General features: G+C 44.4%; 22 protein-coding genes and 1 tRNA gene. 8 read left to right on the top strand and 15 right to left on the bottom strand.

What is annotated here, in order from left to right; all coding sequences use genetic code 11:
- Window positions 1-44: 44 nt before the first annotated feature.
- Window positions 45-1,007 (top strand): hypothetical protein, encoded by a 963-nt coding sequence (locus ABSG49_RS10800; protein ID WP_424026137.1) that lies wholly within the window; start codon window positions 45-47, stop codon window positions 1,005-1,007.
- On the opposite strand, the gene ABSG49_RS10795 is transcribed toward ABSG49_RS10800, so the two are convergent.
- Window positions 1,000-2,046: a DNA-methyltransferase gene (locus tag ABSG49_RS10795; RefSeq protein WP_424026136.1), complete on the bottom strand. Its 1,047-nt coding sequence runs from the start codon at window positions 2,044-2,046 to the stop codon at window positions 1,000-1,002. The two genes, ABSG49_RS10800 and ABSG49_RS10795, sit on opposite strands and share 8 nt — an antisense overlap.
- Before the next feature lie 12 nt (window positions 2,047-2,058).
- Entirely contained in the window at window positions 2,059-2,217 is a 159-nt protein-coding gene (locus ABSG49_RS10790; protein WP_424026135.1) for a hypothetical protein, read from the bottom strand.
- Between the two features lie 115 nt (window positions 2,218-2,332).
- Here ABSG49_RS10790 and ABSG49_RS10785 point away from each other — a divergent pair, with 115 nt between their 5' ends.
- The 3 genes from ABSG49_RS10785 to ABSG49_RS10775 all read left to right on the top strand — a co-directional run bounded on the left by ABSG49_RS10785 (window position 2,333) and on the right by ABSG49_RS10775 (window position 5,552).
- Window positions 2,333-3,508 (top strand): transposase, encoded by a 1,176-nt coding sequence (locus ABSG49_RS10785; protein ID WP_424026134.1) that lies wholly within the window; start codon window positions 2,333-2,335, stop codon window positions 3,506-3,508.
- Window positions 3,509-3,585: 77 nt separating this feature from the next.
- The gene (locus tag ABSG49_RS10780) at window positions 3,586-4,140 is read left to right on the top strand and encodes a hypothetical protein (RefSeq protein WP_424026133.1); all 555 of its coding nucleotides are present in this window, start codon (window positions 3,586-3,588) and stop codon (window positions 4,138-4,140) included.
- Window positions 4,140-5,552 (top strand): hypothetical protein, encoded by a 1,413-nt coding sequence (locus tag ABSG49_RS10775; protein ID WP_424026132.1) that lies wholly within the window; start codon window positions 4,140-4,142, stop codon window positions 5,550-5,552. The genes ABSG49_RS10780 and ABSG49_RS10775 overlap by 1 nt, the downstream gene beginning before the upstream one ends.
- A gap of 70 nt (window positions 5,553-5,622) precedes the next feature.
- Here the strand turns inward: ABSG49_RS10775 and ABSG49_RS10770 are convergent, their stop codons facing one another.
- Window positions 5,623-6,072 (bottom strand): YkgJ family cysteine cluster protein, encoded by a 450-nt coding sequence (locus ABSG49_RS10770; protein WP_424026131.1) that lies wholly within the window; start codon window positions 6,070-6,072, stop codon window positions 5,623-5,625.
- Between the two features lie 195 nt (window positions 6,073-6,267).
- Between ABSG49_RS10770 and ABSG49_RS10765 the strand changes: the two genes are divergently transcribed.
- Window positions 6,268-6,819, top strand: a complete 552-nt coding sequence (locus ABSG49_RS10765) for a HemK2/MTQ2 family protein methyltransferase (protein WP_424026130.1) — start codon at window positions 6,268-6,270, stop codon at window positions 6,817-6,819.
- 33 nt (window positions 6,820-6,852) lie between these two features.
- Here ABSG49_RS10765 and ABSG49_RS10760 read toward each other — a convergent pair whose 3' ends face one another.
- The 8 genes from ABSG49_RS10760 to ABSG49_RS10725 form a co-directional block, all read right to left on the bottom strand.
- The gene (locus tag ABSG49_RS10760) at window positions 6,853-7,020 is read right to left on the bottom strand and encodes a hypothetical protein (protein WP_424026129.1); all 168 of its coding nucleotides are present in this window, start codon (window positions 7,018-7,020) and stop codon (window positions 6,853-6,855) included.
- Between the two features lie 108 nt (window positions 7,021-7,128).
- Window positions 7,129-7,914: an ABC transporter permease gene (locus tag ABSG49_RS10755; protein ID WP_424026128.1), complete on the bottom strand. Its 786-nt coding sequence runs from the start codon at window positions 7,912-7,914 to the stop codon at window positions 7,129-7,131.
- Window positions 7,915-7,916: 2 nt separating this feature from the next.
- Window positions 7,917-8,825 carry an ABC transporter ATP-binding protein gene (locus tag ABSG49_RS10750; protein WP_424026193.1) on the bottom strand — a complete coding sequence of 303 codons (909 nt, stop codon included), beginning with the start codon at window positions 8,823-8,825 and terminating at the stop codon, window positions 7,917-7,919.
- Window positions 8,826-8,920: 95 nt separating this feature from the next.
- Window positions 8,921-9,343, bottom strand: a complete 423-nt coding sequence (locus tag ABSG49_RS10745) for a phosphate-starvation-inducible PsiE family protein (protein ID WP_424026127.1) — start codon at window positions 9,341-9,343, stop codon at window positions 8,921-8,923.
- A gap of 81 nt (window positions 9,344-9,424) precedes the next feature.
- Complete coding sequence (locus ABSG49_RS10740; protein WP_424026126.1) at window positions 9,425-9,892, bottom strand: HEAT repeat domain-containing protein; 468 nt, start codon at window positions 9,890-9,892, stop codon at window positions 9,425-9,427.
- Between the two features lie 21 nt (window positions 9,893-9,913).
- Window positions 9,914-10,261 carry a hypothetical protein gene (locus ABSG49_RS10735; protein ID WP_424026125.1) on the bottom strand — a complete coding sequence of 116 codons (348 nt, stop codon included), beginning with the start codon at window positions 10,259-10,261 and terminating at the stop codon, window positions 9,914-9,916.
- Between the two features lie 19 nt (window positions 10,262-10,280).
- Complete coding sequence (locus tag ABSG49_RS10730) at window positions 10,281-10,421, bottom strand: hypothetical protein (RefSeq protein ID WP_424026124.1); 141 nt, start codon at window positions 10,419-10,421, stop codon at window positions 10,281-10,283.
- 50 nt (window positions 10,422-10,471) lie between these two features.
- Window positions 10,472-10,846: a hypothetical protein gene (locus ABSG49_RS10725; protein WP_424026123.1), complete on the bottom strand. Its 375-nt coding sequence runs from the start codon at window positions 10,844-10,846 to the stop codon at window positions 10,472-10,474.
- Between the two features lie 175 nt (window positions 10,847-11,021).
- Here ABSG49_RS10725 and ABSG49_RS10720 point away from each other — a divergent pair, with 175 nt between their 5' ends.
- From ABSG49_RS10720 to ABSG49_RS10710, 3 genes are all read left to right on the top strand, one after another.
- Window positions 11,022-11,210: a hypothetical protein gene (locus tag ABSG49_RS10720; protein ID WP_424026122.1), complete on the top strand. Its 189-nt coding sequence runs from the start codon at window positions 11,022-11,024 to the stop codon at window positions 11,208-11,210.
- A 183-nt stretch (window positions 11,211-11,393) separates the two neighbouring features.
- Window positions 11,394-11,549 carry a hypothetical protein gene (locus ABSG49_RS10715; RefSeq protein WP_424026195.1) on the top strand — a complete coding sequence of 52 codons (156 nt, stop codon included), beginning with the start codon at window positions 11,394-11,396 and terminating at the stop codon, window positions 11,547-11,549.
- Window positions 11,550-12,107: 558 nt separating this feature from the next.
- Complete coding sequence (locus ABSG49_RS10710; protein ID WP_424026121.1) at window positions 12,108-12,272, top strand: hypothetical protein; 165 nt, start codon at window positions 12,108-12,110, stop codon at window positions 12,270-12,272.
- A gap of 94 nt (window positions 12,273-12,366) precedes the next feature.
- Here ABSG49_RS10710 and ABSG49_RS10705 read toward each other — a convergent pair whose 3' ends face one another.
- The 4 genes from ABSG49_RS10705 to ABSG49_RS10690 form a co-directional block, all read right to left on the bottom strand.
- On the bottom strand, window positions 12,367-12,843 hold the full coding sequence (locus ABSG49_RS10705) for a hypothetical protein (RefSeq protein ID WP_424026120.1): 477 nt from the start codon (window positions 12,841-12,843) through the stop codon (window positions 12,367-12,369).
- Window positions 12,844-13,100: 257 nt separating this feature from the next.
- Window positions 13,101-13,715 (bottom strand): DUF4429 domain-containing protein, encoded by a 615-nt coding sequence (locus ABSG49_RS10700; RefSeq protein WP_424026119.1) that lies wholly within the window; start codon window positions 13,713-13,715, stop codon window positions 13,101-13,103.
- A gap of 183 nt (window positions 13,716-13,898) precedes the next feature.
- Window positions 13,899-14,870: a hypothetical protein gene (locus ABSG49_RS10695; RefSeq protein ID WP_424026118.1), complete on the bottom strand. Its 972-nt coding sequence runs from the start codon at window positions 14,868-14,870 to the stop codon at window positions 13,899-13,901.
- Between the two features lie 378 nt (window positions 14,871-15,248).
- Window positions 15,249-15,323 (bottom strand) — tRNA-Glu (locus ABSG49_RS10690).
- Between the last annotated feature and the right edge of the window lie 298 nt (window positions 15,324-15,621).

Below are 15,621 nucleotides of genomic sequence, written 5' to 3'. Positions count from 1 at the left end.
TATTATAGGAATCTTTTAAGAGGAATTATCGCTCAGACTCCCCAATGGCAATCTTACAGAATACTCCATGGGTTACCCCCAATCAAATAATTGAAGCCTTTTCACCATTTAATAACCCAAATTCCATCGAAGGGATTATCATCGGCAATGATCTCGACTCGCTTCTCTCTGCTTGCTTATTAAAATTCAAATACAATTGGGATGTTGTAGGGATATATGACCTAAAGAAAATTTGGTATAACCAAGAGAATCCGGAATTTATAGAAAAATTATTACACGGAAAATACCTCGCAGTTGATTTAGATATTTATCATTCATCAATTTTTAGCATCGGTCATCATATTGAGACGATGACAAGAGATGACCGCATTCCTGGGCATATAAAATCCTTAAATCCCAATCTGATCCGAGGAATTCATAATCGAGAGTTCAAGCGAAAATATCCTCTCGGTACAATACATTTTTTGACTTGGATACTTCAAGAAACTAGAAACCTCACTCAAGAATCGAAGGAAATAATATGGCTTGCTGATTCTTCTTATATAAACGGACAGAGTCATAAATACCGTCCTAATGTAAATGATTGGCTTGTAAATTTTTTCAACGATCCAATTTTTCTTCAACATTTTAATGAAATTGACGACGTCGAATTCGAGATTCTAATACGAACGCTCATAGAAAGGATTCGCGCCACAGGAATACATGTTTCCAGAGGGCAGGTCGGATCAAGACATCTTAATATAAGAGGTGGGCAATGTCAATTTTCAAATCCGTCAGATCCCACAATCGGAAGAATGTTAGATTTGATCTGTGAGATCACTCGATGGAGAAAACCAGAGTTTCCTTTAGAGTATACTCAAATTCAAGGAGTTAGAAATACAGACACCACTACCAATACGGTAACAAGAGGAAGGTTAGACCAATTTTTAACAGAGGACAGAGTGTTCTCTTATGCCATACCAAATGGGGGGAAAATAAATTATACAAATGGTTTTCCATTTATTTAAGAAACTTCGATAAATTTTCTACAGGTTTTTTCTTCATTTGCTTCGGCCTTTTTAAAGCGGGAAGATCAAGTTTTTTCAATGCTTTTTCAATGGCCCAACGACCCCGACCAAATTCATTACATAGCAATTCCTTGATTTCTTTTTTTGGTTTGTTCAAAGTAACTAAATTAAAGTAACAATCACTTAATTTTTGTATTTCTTCGTCCGTCCAAGTTTTTCCTTGATTTTCAATTTCCTCAATAATAGGCCTTCTTAATGTCGGGATTAAATAGCCCGGGGTGATTTCCCTCATTTCTTCAATCTTCATATCAAACATCGACTTTGAAATCTCAAAGCCTGTAGCGACCCGATTTAGGCTAATTGCTGCCTTTGCAGTAGAAAATCCACCGAGGAAAAAATCACAAACGAGATCTCCCTCGTTACTGCTGTATTGAATCATTTTGATGAGCAACTTTGTTGGAAGTTCATTTTTATTTTTTACTTGCCCCGGTTTGTATTCTCGGTTGATGATCCAAACATCTTCACGATCTGCATTATTGCAGGATCTGTCGGTTTCTGTTTTTTCTGATAACCCAAACCTCGACTCTAAATTGAAGGTTCTTTTACTCCCCGGTTTTTCATAGAAGAGAATGTGATAATGTGATGAGATGTACTTCTGGGTTGTAAAAACCCCAAAATTGTATTTCCAAATAATGTGATTGATCTCTTTGAGATTGGTTTTTTTGAGGGCGTTGAGAATATCAATCAGATTAGTATACCCAGATACAATATAAATTGAGCCACCTGGCTTCAGAACCCTTTCTGCCTCTTTTATCCATTGCGTACTAAAATCGGAATATTCTGATTGTGGGATCTCCACATAGCCGTCAATAACGAATTCTTCTTTTCTGTTGTAGTGTTTGTGAAGTTTATCCCCGTTAATTCCATAAGGTGGATCTGTAATGATCAAATCAACCGAATCATCTTTGATATTTTCAGTAGCACCACTAATGCAATCACCGTTGTAAAATGTACTATCGTGAATCTGAATGGGTTTCATCAGGTCACGACCTTATTGACCCGTTTTAATTCTTTTGACGGAAACTTCAATATAATCGCCTTTTTTTAGTTTTTCGTCGTCCCATGCACCTTTGTCAATGACAATGCGCCTCTGTTTTTCATCCTTAACTTGGACGATAAATGGATTCGCCATATTCACCACTAATACCATATTCCCCACAAATTATTTATACTTACCCGTCCAATAGGTGATTGTGGTGAAATAACCATAAATGGTGACAGGAGGGGAGTCTTGGCGGCCCCCCTCCTGTGCGAGAGTGATCCTTGTGAGAGAAATCAGCTCTGCAACTAAGAATGTCGGTGGCACGCGACATAAAGCCAACCACCAGCAGCGGAGCAACCTCATCAAAAAGACTTGGGATCTCGTTCAGAAGGTAGTCATACCAAATCTGAAACTCAAAACGCACCACAACTGCAAATATTCCTATAACGATTTCTTCAAACTACTCACCTTTGCGGGAATCAATAACGGGTGTGCTGAGGGCAGCGCGAATAATCTGAATTTCCTTTCAGATGAAGAATGCCCCAATGGTGACACGCTTCTCTATCATCTTAAGAAGTTTACAACAATCGAGTTGTTAGAATCATACGAGAAGATAACAGACCAGATTATCTCAATGGCAAAGAACCGTGGCCTGTTAAATGGGCCGGTAGATTGCGCCATTGATTTTACGGATGAATTGTATTATGGAGACCGAAAAGATCCAATGGTTGTCGGAACCAAGCCGCAAAAAGGAACCAGCAAAGCATTCCGATTTGCCACTATAACCATTATTGAAGACGAATGCAGGCTGACAATCAGAGCTCTTCCGGTCGGAAAGGATACACCAAAGCACGAAGTAGTGGCCGACCTCGTAAAGTATACTCAAGAAAGAATTGAGATCGGCGTCCTCTGCGTTGATCGCGGATTCTATTCAGTGGATGTTTTTACCACGCTTAACAATCTGGGCGTGAAATATTTGATCCCCGCCGTTCAGAATCCGAAGAATGTAAGAGAAATGCGTGGTCTCTACCCACCGCAAATCCTTCCCATCACGATAAAAAGCGTAAGCAGTGATAACAAATCGGTAACTGCAAACCTTGTTATGGTTCTCGACATTGATATGGAAAAGCGCGGATTCGTTACAAATATGGATCTTGACCGTAAGCGCACCAGGCAACTGTCTAAGTTGTATTCGAAAAGATGGGGAATTGAAACCTCTTACCGAGTGAAGAAAGATTTTAGGCCGAAAACAACGTCGAAGAACTACATTATTCGACTGTTCTATTTCCTATTCTCAGTTGCGCTTTACAATCTCTGGGAACTTGTCAATGTCATTCTGGCTTTAGTGGAAAAGATTGATCCAAAGACGCCGGTTATTGCCGCGAAGTTGTTTGGAACAATCATTTTCAGAGCGTTTGATTTGAATGGGATAGATCCGCCTCCATACTGCGGTCAATAGTAATTTGGTCGATGATCCCCAATTACATATCAATTTAAGATAAACTTAAATATATCATATACGAATATCTATTCGAGATGGCAATGATTTCAAAAAATAAGGTAATGTCAATTAAGTTGAGCGATCTGGAAGAACTGGATAATCCTGTTACCAGTGATGACCTTGACTTTGACTCAGAAAACTGGAAACATCTCAGCCCCGAAGTCCGAGAAACCTTCACAAGGGAGAAAGTGCGACGCGCTGTTAGGGAATTCGGAAAAGATGGACTTTCCATTGAGGAAATATCCGCTCTCACAAACCTGAACCGTATCGCGATCAAAAAACATCTCGATAAACTTATCAGTTTAAGAGAGGTTTACCCTCAAAAAAAGAACTACAAGATAACATTGTACTACCACAACGGAAAACCACTACATCACTTGGGGAAAAAAAGGTTGGATTGCGGAGATACGATCCTCGAAAGTACTATAGCCCAAGGAAAAAACAATTCCATCTTTTTCCATATTCTCGAAAAAAGATATTCTGTTCTTGAAGGAGAAACCTCGGAAGGAGCCGTAATGGTTCCTATTGAGCAATTGGAACGGTTTATAGAAGATCTTAAAGAGTTAAGAGAGAATTACGGAGGAACGTAATGGAACAAAAACAGGAACAAAAACAATTTCTCGTATTTGATCAACCCGCAGGAAGAACAACAAGTTATCTCATCGGGGATGTTGTAATTCCCGCACCCTCTTTTATCCCGGAGATTAAGGGGGATGAAGATATCGAAGTAATATTAAAGAATAGTAAACTTCTCCCCATAGGCAACCCGTTAATGGTTCCCGCGTTTAGGTGGACAAAACTAATTGAAAACCCTCTATTCAGGGATGGGGATGTGTTCAGGGGATTACAGCCAGCCCTCTCATTCGTAAAAGAACATCCCATCATATTTTATGACCCTCCCGAATTGTTCAGATACACATTAACGAAAACTCTGATCTCATATGCCCTAAAAGGCGATAGGGGGGCCGCAAGGCGATTTAATAATTATCTGAAAAAAGGAAATCAACAATCTGCCATAGGTATGGTTGATCCATTTTTCCAACCGTTTATTGAGAGACAAATGCCGAGTATATTGGACGAGATGGATGTCAAATCAGACAATTCCATTGATGATGAAAAATCGTCACACCTTGAAGAGGCCTGGCTCGATTCAAAAATCAACGATGCATATTTCTCATATATCTTCGGAATTGTCACAGAAGCACAAAAAATGCCGAATGCAACTGTTATCCCTCCCGTCCCACCTCTGTTGAAATCAAGCAGCAGAACCTTCCTGTCCCGTATTAAGATGGCGAATAGGGCTGCATCTCTCGCATGCAAAATGGCATCAGACGCTACCGAGTCAAAAGAGATATTCCCCTATTACCATCTGTACGTAGATTGGAACATCATCGAGCCCGGACAAGGTAACGATGTTGCGACGGTTCTACAATTGGTGAAAGACGGTGTCACCTCTGGAAGATATGGGGGTGTTGCTGTCACAATTAAAGGGTATGAAGATGCTGCAAAGAAAAGAAAAATAACCCAGCTTGCAATGTTTATGAATGATATTGTAAACATTGCCCACGAATACAAACTGCCAGTGATTACTCCTCGTTCAAAGTGGTATGGGTTGTATTTTACGGATTATACCACCCAAGGATTCAGTTGTCTTTTAAGTGGAACTGAACGGTATCTCAGACGCGGGGCCCCGAAAAACCCGGAAGTCAAATTCGGAAAAACGCCCATAATAGAAAAATGCATTGAGATGTACCTTGAAGATCTGAAGGCATTCATAAAACAAAACGGAGAGTGCCCAACAATCGAAGGGTTACCCAGAAGGATTCCCCCAGAATTGTTAACAAAGGATAAAGATTTCAGGATTAACTGGTCAAAACCGATGAGATTAATCCACATAGAAGAAGCGCGGAGAATGCGCGAAACAAAACTAAAAGGAATCTGGAATCCAGCCAAATTATATCTGGAGCGATCCGAAGACCCTCTCTTAAAATCAATTACATAATTTTTTTCTCGAAGTTTTCTCGAAGAACACTAGATAATTCTTATTAATCCATTAATTTGTCAGAACATTTTTAATCTTTTGATATATAGTGAACGCCGAACATTTTTTCATCGAAGTCTCCATACATTGCTGCCATCTCATTTTGTAACCTATTAATTTTTATTTTAATCTTTTTTGATTCTTCTGGTGTTCGAATTCTACCGCTTGGTGTAATGTGGACACATTCGAGAGGGCCGGGTCTTCGCCCAAAGTCTTGGCAAATTGAAGGACGATGTTCATAGATAACGCATTTATTATTAAAATCAAGAAAAACGCATTTATCATCGGAAGTTTTGATTGTTAAATATCTAGGACCACGAATTATACCCGGGGAGGAAAATTCCTTAATCACATTGCGCTGAAATTTATCTCTCATTTGATTTACAAGACTATCCTCTATTGGGATATTTACGCAGCATTCCCCGCACATTCTGCATGGCCAATCCTTGGACTTATTTTCCCTTTTATTTCTTTTAGCCATATGAATTACTTCACAAGGATACATCAAAAAGTTACTTTCGGAACTACTGGACCAGGTTCTTTTCCCCGATATAAACTACCGGTGAGTGTATAATGTAAAAGCCCCACGGTTTTGACCCGGGCGTTACGTGCCAGGCATACAGGTCGCAATTATCCAATCCCTTTTTGCATTTGCCACCCAACCATTCCCCTGAGTATGCACTACGATCCCGGCCAGGTGTACCAGCCGGAAGCAGACACCTATCTCCTGCTCGATGCGGCCCAGGCTGAAGTGAGGCCCGGTGACCGGGTGCTGGAAGTGGGCACGGGTTCAGGTCTCATCGCCACGGAGCTGGCAAAGGTGACCGGTGTCGTTGCAACGGAGATCAACCCGCATGCAGCGATGTGTGCACATGATGCCGGCGTTGATGTGGTCCGGTGCAACCTCATCGACCCGATACGGGGAAGGTTTGACCTGGTGATCTTCAATCCCCCCTATCTCCCCACGGAGCCGCACGAGCGGATCGATGACTGGCTCGAGTACGCCCTTGACGGCGGGAAGACCGGGCGGGCGGTGATCGAACGGTTCGCCAGAGATGCCGGAAGTATTCTTGCGCCGAAAGGGAGGATCCTGCTGTTAATTTCATCGCTGACCGGGCGTAAGGACGTGGAGGTGCTGTTTGCCCTGCAGGGTTTTTCTGTGGAAGTGATCCGGGAGGATCGGGTAGAGGACGAGGTGCTGTATGTCCTGCGGATTTTTGTCAGATAAGCTTCGGTGAGGACGATACTCAGTCCTGCACGGTCACTGGTGCAACCTCATCACAATGACAATGAGATTGGTCCCGAGGATCAGCCCGATCATCATGAACGCGGGCCAGAGCCATGTCAGGCGGCCAAGGAAGAGCAGGGCAAGGATGAGCCCCGCCGTGGAAAAGAGGTACAGGTAATACAGGAGCGCAAGGCGGGCCATAGGTATGTCTTATCCTACTCTTGCCGTAAGGACATAAGAGCATTCCCTCCGCCTCTGCACGGATGATAGGGGAAAAAAAGGGCAGTGCTCTCCGGTACGACCGCCCGTTCAGACGATCAGCCGCCGCCTCATCAGGTTGATCGAGAGCAGGCAGAAGACCGCGGTGATGATGGCGATCCATGCGAGGTGGACCAAGATCATCCACGACAACGAGGGCAGCGTGAACATCCGCATGATCGCGACGAGATGCGTGAGCGGGAGCAGGGCGAAGGCGATGTACTGGAGGAAGACCGGCATCAGCGTGAGCGGGAAGAACGTGCCTGAGAAGAGCGCCATCGGGGTGATGAACAGGAACGAGGGATAGTTCAGCGTGTCGATACCGGGGCTGATGGAGGTGAAGCACATGGCGATGCCGGCAAACATCAGGCCTCCGAGGAACGCAAACGGTATCGTCAGCAGGGCAATGGGGAGCGAGACTACGCCGAACGCGGCGAGTACGGGCAGCATGATGATGACATAGATGACGCTCCGGGTCGCTCCCCAGAGCAGCTCGCCGGCAATTACGTCCTCGATCGAGAGCGGTGTCGCGATCATGGCATCGAAACTTTTCTGGTAATACATCCGCACATAGGACCCATAGGTGCACTCGAAGAATGCGGAGTTCATGACCGCGATGGCAAGGATCGCCGGCGCGATGAAGTTCACGTACGGGATGCCGTCGATCTCCTTGATGTATGACCCGATGCCAAGGCCGATGGCAAACAGGTACAGGAGGGCCTCAACGAGGGGAGGGAAGAAGTTCACCTGCCAGGTCCGGACAAAGACTACCATGTTCCGGTACCAGACCTTGCCGGCGCGGCGGGTGATGCGGGGGAATGACAGGAGGTGCGGCATGGCTACTCCCGGAGGGTCCTCCCGGTCAGTTTCAGGAACACGTCCTCGAGTGTCGCCGGCCGGGTGATCACTTTTTCCGGCCGGCAGCGTTCAAGAAGGGTGCGGGCGATCTCCCTGGCTGAATCTGTGGTGATCTGGATCATGTCACCGGTCTTTTCAAAGGGTACTCCCAGTTCCGTGAGGCATGCGATTACCTCCGCACTTGTCTCCACTTCGACAATCTCGTGGCTGACGTGCCGACGGACAAGGTCTGCGGGAGCCCCCTCGACGAGGATCTTCCCGTTGTCCATGATCACGAGCCGGTCGCAGAGACGTTCGGCTTCATCAAGATAATGCGTGGTCATGACAATGGTGTTGCCCTGCGCCTGGAGGTTCCGGAGTTTCTCCCAGATCAGGTGCCGGGCCTGCGGGTCGAGGCCGATCGTGGGTTCATCGAGAATGAGCAGGTCGGGGTTGTTGACCAGCGCACGGGCGAGGATCAGGCGCCGCTTCATCCCGCCGGACAACTTCTCGACTGCTACGTCCCGTTTCTCCTGCAGCTGCACAAATGCGAGCAATTCGTCGGCCTTCTTTTCCGCCAGGTCTTTAGGGATATCAAAATATCGTGAATAATAATAGAGATTGCCAAAACAGGTGAAATCCGGGTCGAGATTAGTCTCCTGCGGGACAACGCCGAGGCGCTGTTTGATCTCCGCGGGGTTCTGTTGGGGGTCCATCCCGAGGACGCGGAGTGAACCGGAGGTACGGGGGGATACGCAGGTGATCATCTTCATCGTGGTGGTCTTGCCGGCTCCATTGGGCCCGAGAAAACCGAATATCTCCCCCTTCTTCACCGTGAAACGGATGCCGTCAACTGCGACGGTGCTTCCATAGGATTTTTTTAAGTCATCTGCTTCGATGATGTCGGGAATGGTCTCACCCTATCGATCAGAGCTTCTGCGGGAGTACTAAAAAACTCTCACGTTGGGACAAAAGGGACACTGCCGGTTCCACCCGGTAAATGAGGTTACCCGAGTGGCTCCGGCTTGACGAGCACGATACCGGCAATAAGGACTGCAAGGAGTGCGACTGTCCCGAACAACATGGCAGGGTCCACCGTGGCGATATTGTATACGAGGACATGTCTCACAATACCCGTAAGCCCCGCGATGAGAAATGCGCGTACTTCGATATGTTTTGTCTTGAAATAAACTGTCACGGTCTCGAACAGCACGATGATGGTTATGGTGAGGAGGAGTGCATTGATGACATTGACGAGACTGTTGGCAAAGTCCCGGGACATGATCATCTGGGCGATCAGCTGAAGGGCATCCCATACGGAGAAAACGGCTATTATCGTGAGCAGGATCGCCACGATGGTGTAGAGTATCAGCGGTACCAGGGAAAAAAAGGCGATGAGGTGATCCATAATTGACTTGTTATTATCCATGAACAGGCCCCGATGTGTCGTTAAACGTAGTGTGGCGCCATAAGAATAAAAAGGTGCGGGAGGTTTCCCGCACGAAGGATTTTATTTTCGAAAGCGTGCAAGTGCTGTCTCCGCCGCTTCACGTACTTCAGAGAACGGATCGTGCAGGAGTTTTTCCAGGGATCCGATGGCCCGACGGTCCCCCAGTTTTCCCAGCACAACGGCTGCCCCGATCCTCACGCCCACATCCTTGTCGTTCACGAGACCGGCGACAGCCGGGGCGGATGCAGGATCCTTGATCCTCCCGAGTGCTGCAAGGGCTGCTGCACGGACCGCCGGCTCGGCATCGTCAAGAGCGCTGGTGAGGTGGGGCACAGCGGACGAATCGGCAAGCCGGCCAAGCGCCTGCATGATCTCGCACCGGACTGCCGGATGGGGGTCTCCCCGTGCGGCAGCGAGCGCCGGGATCGCTGCTGTCATGCCGGACTTTCCGAGTGCCACCGCCGCAGCCCGCCGTTTCGCCACGCTTCCGGCCTGCAGGTCAGCGACAAAGGGGGCGATATTTTTCATAAGAGGGGGACTCTGTTCCTGTTAATGTGGGCATTCGTAACCGGATTCATAGGCAGAGATGACCTTCTGTGCAACTTCGGGTGAGAGATGGTCATGGATATGGTGGACGAGCGCTTCCACATCCTCGACCGGCAGGCACCCGAGGCTTTCCTCACCTTTCTGGATCATGTCGGCGATGTAGGAGAGTTCTTCGGTGCTGAGCTGGCTGATCCGCCGGATGAAATCCTCAGAATCCTCGGAAAAATGGTTTGAGACCGGTGGCAGGATGGAGTGGAACTGATGGCCGGAGCCCGAACAGGTCAGGTCACCGCATTCCGGTGCAAGTTTTTTCAGGATGGCGATATCCTTCTCGTCAAGTTCCCGTGGCATAATGAATGTACCTTTGTAATTATTTTCCGGCCTTTGGAATAAACGTGCGTGAAGGGCACCGTTCGCTCTCACGGTCCGGCATGGTCTCTCCATTGATCCGGCAGTCCCCCCGGTCCTGTGACCGGGGAGTATAACTGATGCAGTCGGCACAGGTTGGCATACACTCTTCTTTTGTTGCCCTGCCCGATTATGCTTGCGATAAAAAAGGGATCAGAAATATTTGCCCAGCCAGTTCCTGATTCCTGCGAAAACACCGCCGGAACTTCCTGAACCGGATGATTTCTTGCCACGGGGCTGGATGGTCTGTGAAGGGTGGGCGACGGTCCGCCTCTGCGCTGGTTGCTCTCGTGCCGGGATATCCCGGAGTGTGCCCTGCGGCTCATCACCGGTAGGTTCAAAACCCCATGCGAACCCGATCTTATATGCCTCTTCGTTCTGCCGGATCCAGTTGGCGGCGTTCATATATCCGCGGTCTTCTGCCTTCTTGATGGTGTCCGAATGATCCTGGGTGAAATGGATCTCACGCTGGAGGGCGACTAACTCCTCATAGACTTTTCCGGGGACCTTGATCTTCTCCCTGCTCATAACTCCTCATATAGGGTTATGCTGGGATACGATATTTAATGTTTCCTCCTAAAAACGCACAAATTGGGGGTGAATTGTAATCCGGATTGTACGGAACGGCCAGAACACGCATCGCACACTATTGATCAGCGTTCTGGTCAATTGTTCTCCAAATCAGGAACGGAGTGGTAACCGTATGCTGAAAGTCTCGTATGAACGGGACGATTTCAAGCGGATGCACAGGACGGACATGATCGCCCTGGAACGTCTTGTCGCTTCAGGAAAAACCGGCATCCATGAAGTCCGGTACAAGGATACGAAGATCAAGGTCGAGATCAAGAAGAAGGGCATAAATATTGTTGTCAGACGGTTCAGGGCAATTTAAACCGGGAATTTCCCGTGTTTGTTAAATCGTTCTTTTCCCCCCCATTTCCTGCACCAACGGAAGATCTCCGGAATGACGGTGCCCCATTTTTATCTGTCGGAGGTTGCCCTGCGGCAATCTCCATCCGCTCCCCGCACATCACAATGCATAACTCTCATGAATAATTGTCTGTAATAGTTATGAATGGGAAATACCGGTAACGGGAAGCCGGAGGCCGGCTTCGGTCTCCTAATCCTTTCCATCTCGCTGGCCACGTTCATGTCGGGCCTTGACGGCACCATCGTCAATAGCGCTCTCCCTACGATCTCGGAGTCATTAATGGCAGACCTACAATGGTAGAATCTGGTAAATTAAATGCGACTATCCTTTATATGCGAATTCGAAAAGCAATCGAGGTCGCTGAAAAAATTGTCAATCATCATCATCGCTTGGGAAGATGGTTAGAACTAAACGATAATTAATATCCGATTATAGTTGATGGCTTCGCCATGATGTGAGAGTGGGGGATGAATTGAGGAATTCGGAAAATTTTTAGACGAGGGGTCGCTCTTCTTGATGGATGAAGGCACGCATGAAATTTTCGCCAATTGCCGTCAAATGTTATCAAAGATGTTTTATATGAAAAATAGGATATCTCAAAGTTTATTCTCAAGTTATCACGCTGGTTCAAAAAGGTGGGGTGGCTAGTTGTTCAGGGTTCCTAATTAGAAATCCCTAAACAATGCAAATAGTGATCTTTAGAGCAATGCTTTCTCTAATTCGATGTATTGTTCAAAGTTTTATCCAAGGTTTCTAAACGATTCTATTTGTTTACTTTGGAGTGCTAGAATCGGTGATACTCAACATATTCACGCCACGGTCAATAGATTTATATTTTCTATCAAAATATATCCCTTCATGGAAGAAGAGAAAAAAGAACCTCAACAAGCGAGATCAACAGATCGGACACTACCTGTAATGACCGAATCGTATGTTTCAATTGAAAATATGCGGAAGGAACCTGATAACATCCGAACTGTTGAGGGGGATCTCTCAAATGGCAGAAAGAGAAGAATCCTCTAATGTGAAAGACCAATCGGTCGAAAAGAAGAAGAAACTTCCAGTTATGGAAGATGCCTACCTTACGATCCGAAAAGCCAAGGTGAAGGAGGGTTAACTATTCAACTTTTATTAGAATAAATAATGGAACTACGATTGCTAGTCCAAGTAGCAATAATCCCAATAAAAACAAATTCAATGCAGGCTTAAAACAATCGACTATTTCTTCGTAATTTTTAAGATTTGTGGCATTTGCTCCTTCGATAGTCCCGAGTAAATTTTCATATGCCTCATCAGAGTCTATGAGTAAATTTCTTTTGCTTAAAGCATTCCAAGTTTCTGATACGCCTAACATCTTGTAAAGTTTAGTCTTTAAAGTGCAGACACAAAAATACGAAGAAAGGATTAGAAAACAAATACAACCAACGGCGAAGCCTTTACTCATATTATTGAATCCATTGAGAACAAATCCTAATAATACTCCATTCGCAACTAGTATCATGTTGGCTTTGTTTTCGATGTTGGATTTTGATTGAAAAATGAAATCATAATTCTTCCAAGCAAGATCCAATAATCTATTATATATTTCACTCATGGGACTCCCAATAGATAAGAATAAAGCTTGCTTGAATATATTTTAGTTATGCAATTTATTGGCGTCACAACTTTCAAAAAACTCAATCCCAAAAAGGGATTCAGCGCGCCTTACATTCGTCTACCTTGGGGATATGACCCTTCAAAGAGATCGATTGGAAGTTTGTAGATCGTTTATATGAAACAGGGATGAACTACAAGGAGATAGCAGAAAAGATCGATGTTCCCTATGTAACATTGATAAGAAGGAAACGTCGATTATAATCCAAGTAACTCTTTCTTTTTCTTATCAAATTCATCTCTAGTAATAATTCCCTCATCGAGTAACTGTTTAAATTTCCGAAGTTCATCCGCACTGCTAACTTGAACTGTTTGGTTAGTGCTCTGCCTTGATTTTTGAACCAATTCTTCAATTTTTTCTTTCAATTTGGTAGCTGAATCATTTGCTGAAGGAGAAAAGGTCACGGAATTTTCATCTTTCTGCGCGTCTAAAACTCCGCTTTTACTTTCAATTCCTCCGGGTAGGGTAAATTGAATGTATCCCACTAATAGACCTCCAAGTTTTAGTTGGATTCCCGTAATCTGATTGAGATAAATCGTTTTATCACCTTTGGTTAGCCCTTGTGTCAATACAGCAATAAACCCCTGCCGTTTGATTATGAGCTTATCGTGGTATAATTCAATTTGACCATTTTTCCCTTCAAACTTCGTTAATAGACCCGAATTAATCGTGGCTTTCTTATTGACATTATTTTCAGATTTTGGGATAATAACAGACCGGGGGCTTGCTTGGTATTGTGATAACGGTTTTCCGCAGCTCCCGCAGAATCTACTATCATCGGGATTTTTCACTCCACATTTGTCACAAAACATAATGTATCGCTCACGATAGTATCCCGTTATAAGACTTTGAATACTCTGATCTGATTCTAGATCTTAATTATTACGTCCTCTCATCACAAGGGAATGAATAACAAAGAGATTGCTGAAAAGATCGATGTTCCTTACCCAACATTAATTAGACGTAAACAAAATCTTTCCTAATTCGTTTTTATGTTAAATTAATCCCTTAAAACTTGATTCCATATCTTTATCTGGAATAGAATATTCTTCCTTCCACTCCTTGCGTAAATTATTAAATATTTTTTTATACTCTGTTTCGACCTTGGAAAATGTATCTTTTATTCGTTTATACTCCTCCATATCTTGTTTAAAATCAGCATCAATTAATTTTGAGATTAAATCCTCACGATAATGGTTAAAAAATTTGTATTTAGTATAGTTCTCACTTTTAGAATCAGCCAGAGCCAAGGCAAAGACTTCATAATCTCTAAATTCGAGATTTGTAGATTTGTCGGGGTTTGGTAAAGAGTTACAATATTCGTTTAATTTATCGATAAAATTCCCTTCTTTTTCAAAAACCCTTTTCAGAAGCAAATCTAAATTTTTTGCGTAATCGTCAAATTTTCTATTCGATTGAAATATTTGCTCCAAATATTTTTGTAAAATTGGATCGCGAACTAGGATATAATCTTTAAATATGTCGCTTGGTGTCTGGTAATGAATATTCTTATTTTTTCCTTCTTTCTGATAAATAATATAAAGCGTTATCACATATCCACTGTCTAAAAATTCTTTTTCCCGTTGAAGAATTAATTGAATTGCTCCGATAATTTTACTTGAAAATTCAATAATCAGATCACGTTTCAGTTCCTTAACCTGCATTGATGCTTGATTTTGTGCTATTTGAACAAGATTTTGATTTGCTTTCGCCATTTCAATGGCCGCATATGTTGACATCCCTGTAATAACGAGAAGCATGAGTGTTGCGCCTGCTTGTATCCAACTTGGAAGTGTTGAGTAATCTGATCGAACAAAACCCCATAGCATCAATAAACCAATTAACCCTGTTGCAAAAAGAAATGTATATTGTATTCCAAGAACTCCTTTAATTGTCCAAAAAAATACGGCTGAAAGAGCAATAAAAAGAGAGATAAGAATTATCCAATCCACTATTTCAAGTATCATTTGTTCACATTATCTCCATATTTCTTTATTAATAATACATCCATTACTTCCTTTTGAGTGGTGAGAGATTATCTTACTCCCGCTGTGCGTAAACAAATAAAGATAAGTTTAAGCTTTTGAGATTTCGATCATTATCATGAATCTTATCGCCTCAACAGAATTTAAACGAATGGCCCCCAAGAGAGAATTCATCGCACGATACATTAGGTTCCCTTGGGGTTATGACCCTGCGCTTATCGGGCAACCAATAAGCGTGTATAAAACGGATAATGGATTTTATATAAAAATAAATAATGGGAATCTCACGTCATTAGGCGAGTATAAACTAACTGAAATCGAAAATAGCCTTCAGAATGAGTCAGAATCAGCAAAAGGAAATGCTGCTAAGGGGATTCGAACCCCTGTCGCGAGCGTGAGAGGCTCGCATGATTGGCCGGTCTACACTATAGCAGCAGAGTTGCTCAATAAAATGGGCGATGTGTTTACTTATAGTTTTTTACGGGTGCACTTCGGCCGCCCCAGCGGGTCGGCCTTGAGGAGTGTTTCCCGTTAAAAACTAAGAGAAGACCCAAAAAGAAAAGCGGGTCTTCGAATGATAGTTTTTTACGGGTGCACTTCGGCCGGCCCAGCGGGTCGGCCTTGAGGAGTGTTTCCCGTTAAAAACTAAGAGAAGACCCAAAAAGAAAAGCGGGTCTTCGAATGATAGTTTTTTACGGGTGCACTTCGGCCGGCCCAGCGGGTCGGCCTTGAG

The sequence above is a fragment of the Methanoregula sp. genome (genome assembly GCF_049510175.1).
Taxonomy (GTDB): Archaea; Halobacteriota; Methanomicrobia; order Methanomicrobiales; family Methanospirillaceae; genus Methanoregula.
Note: the sequence above shows the minus strand (reverse complement) of the source record. Positions and strands in the feature narration are given on the sequence as shown.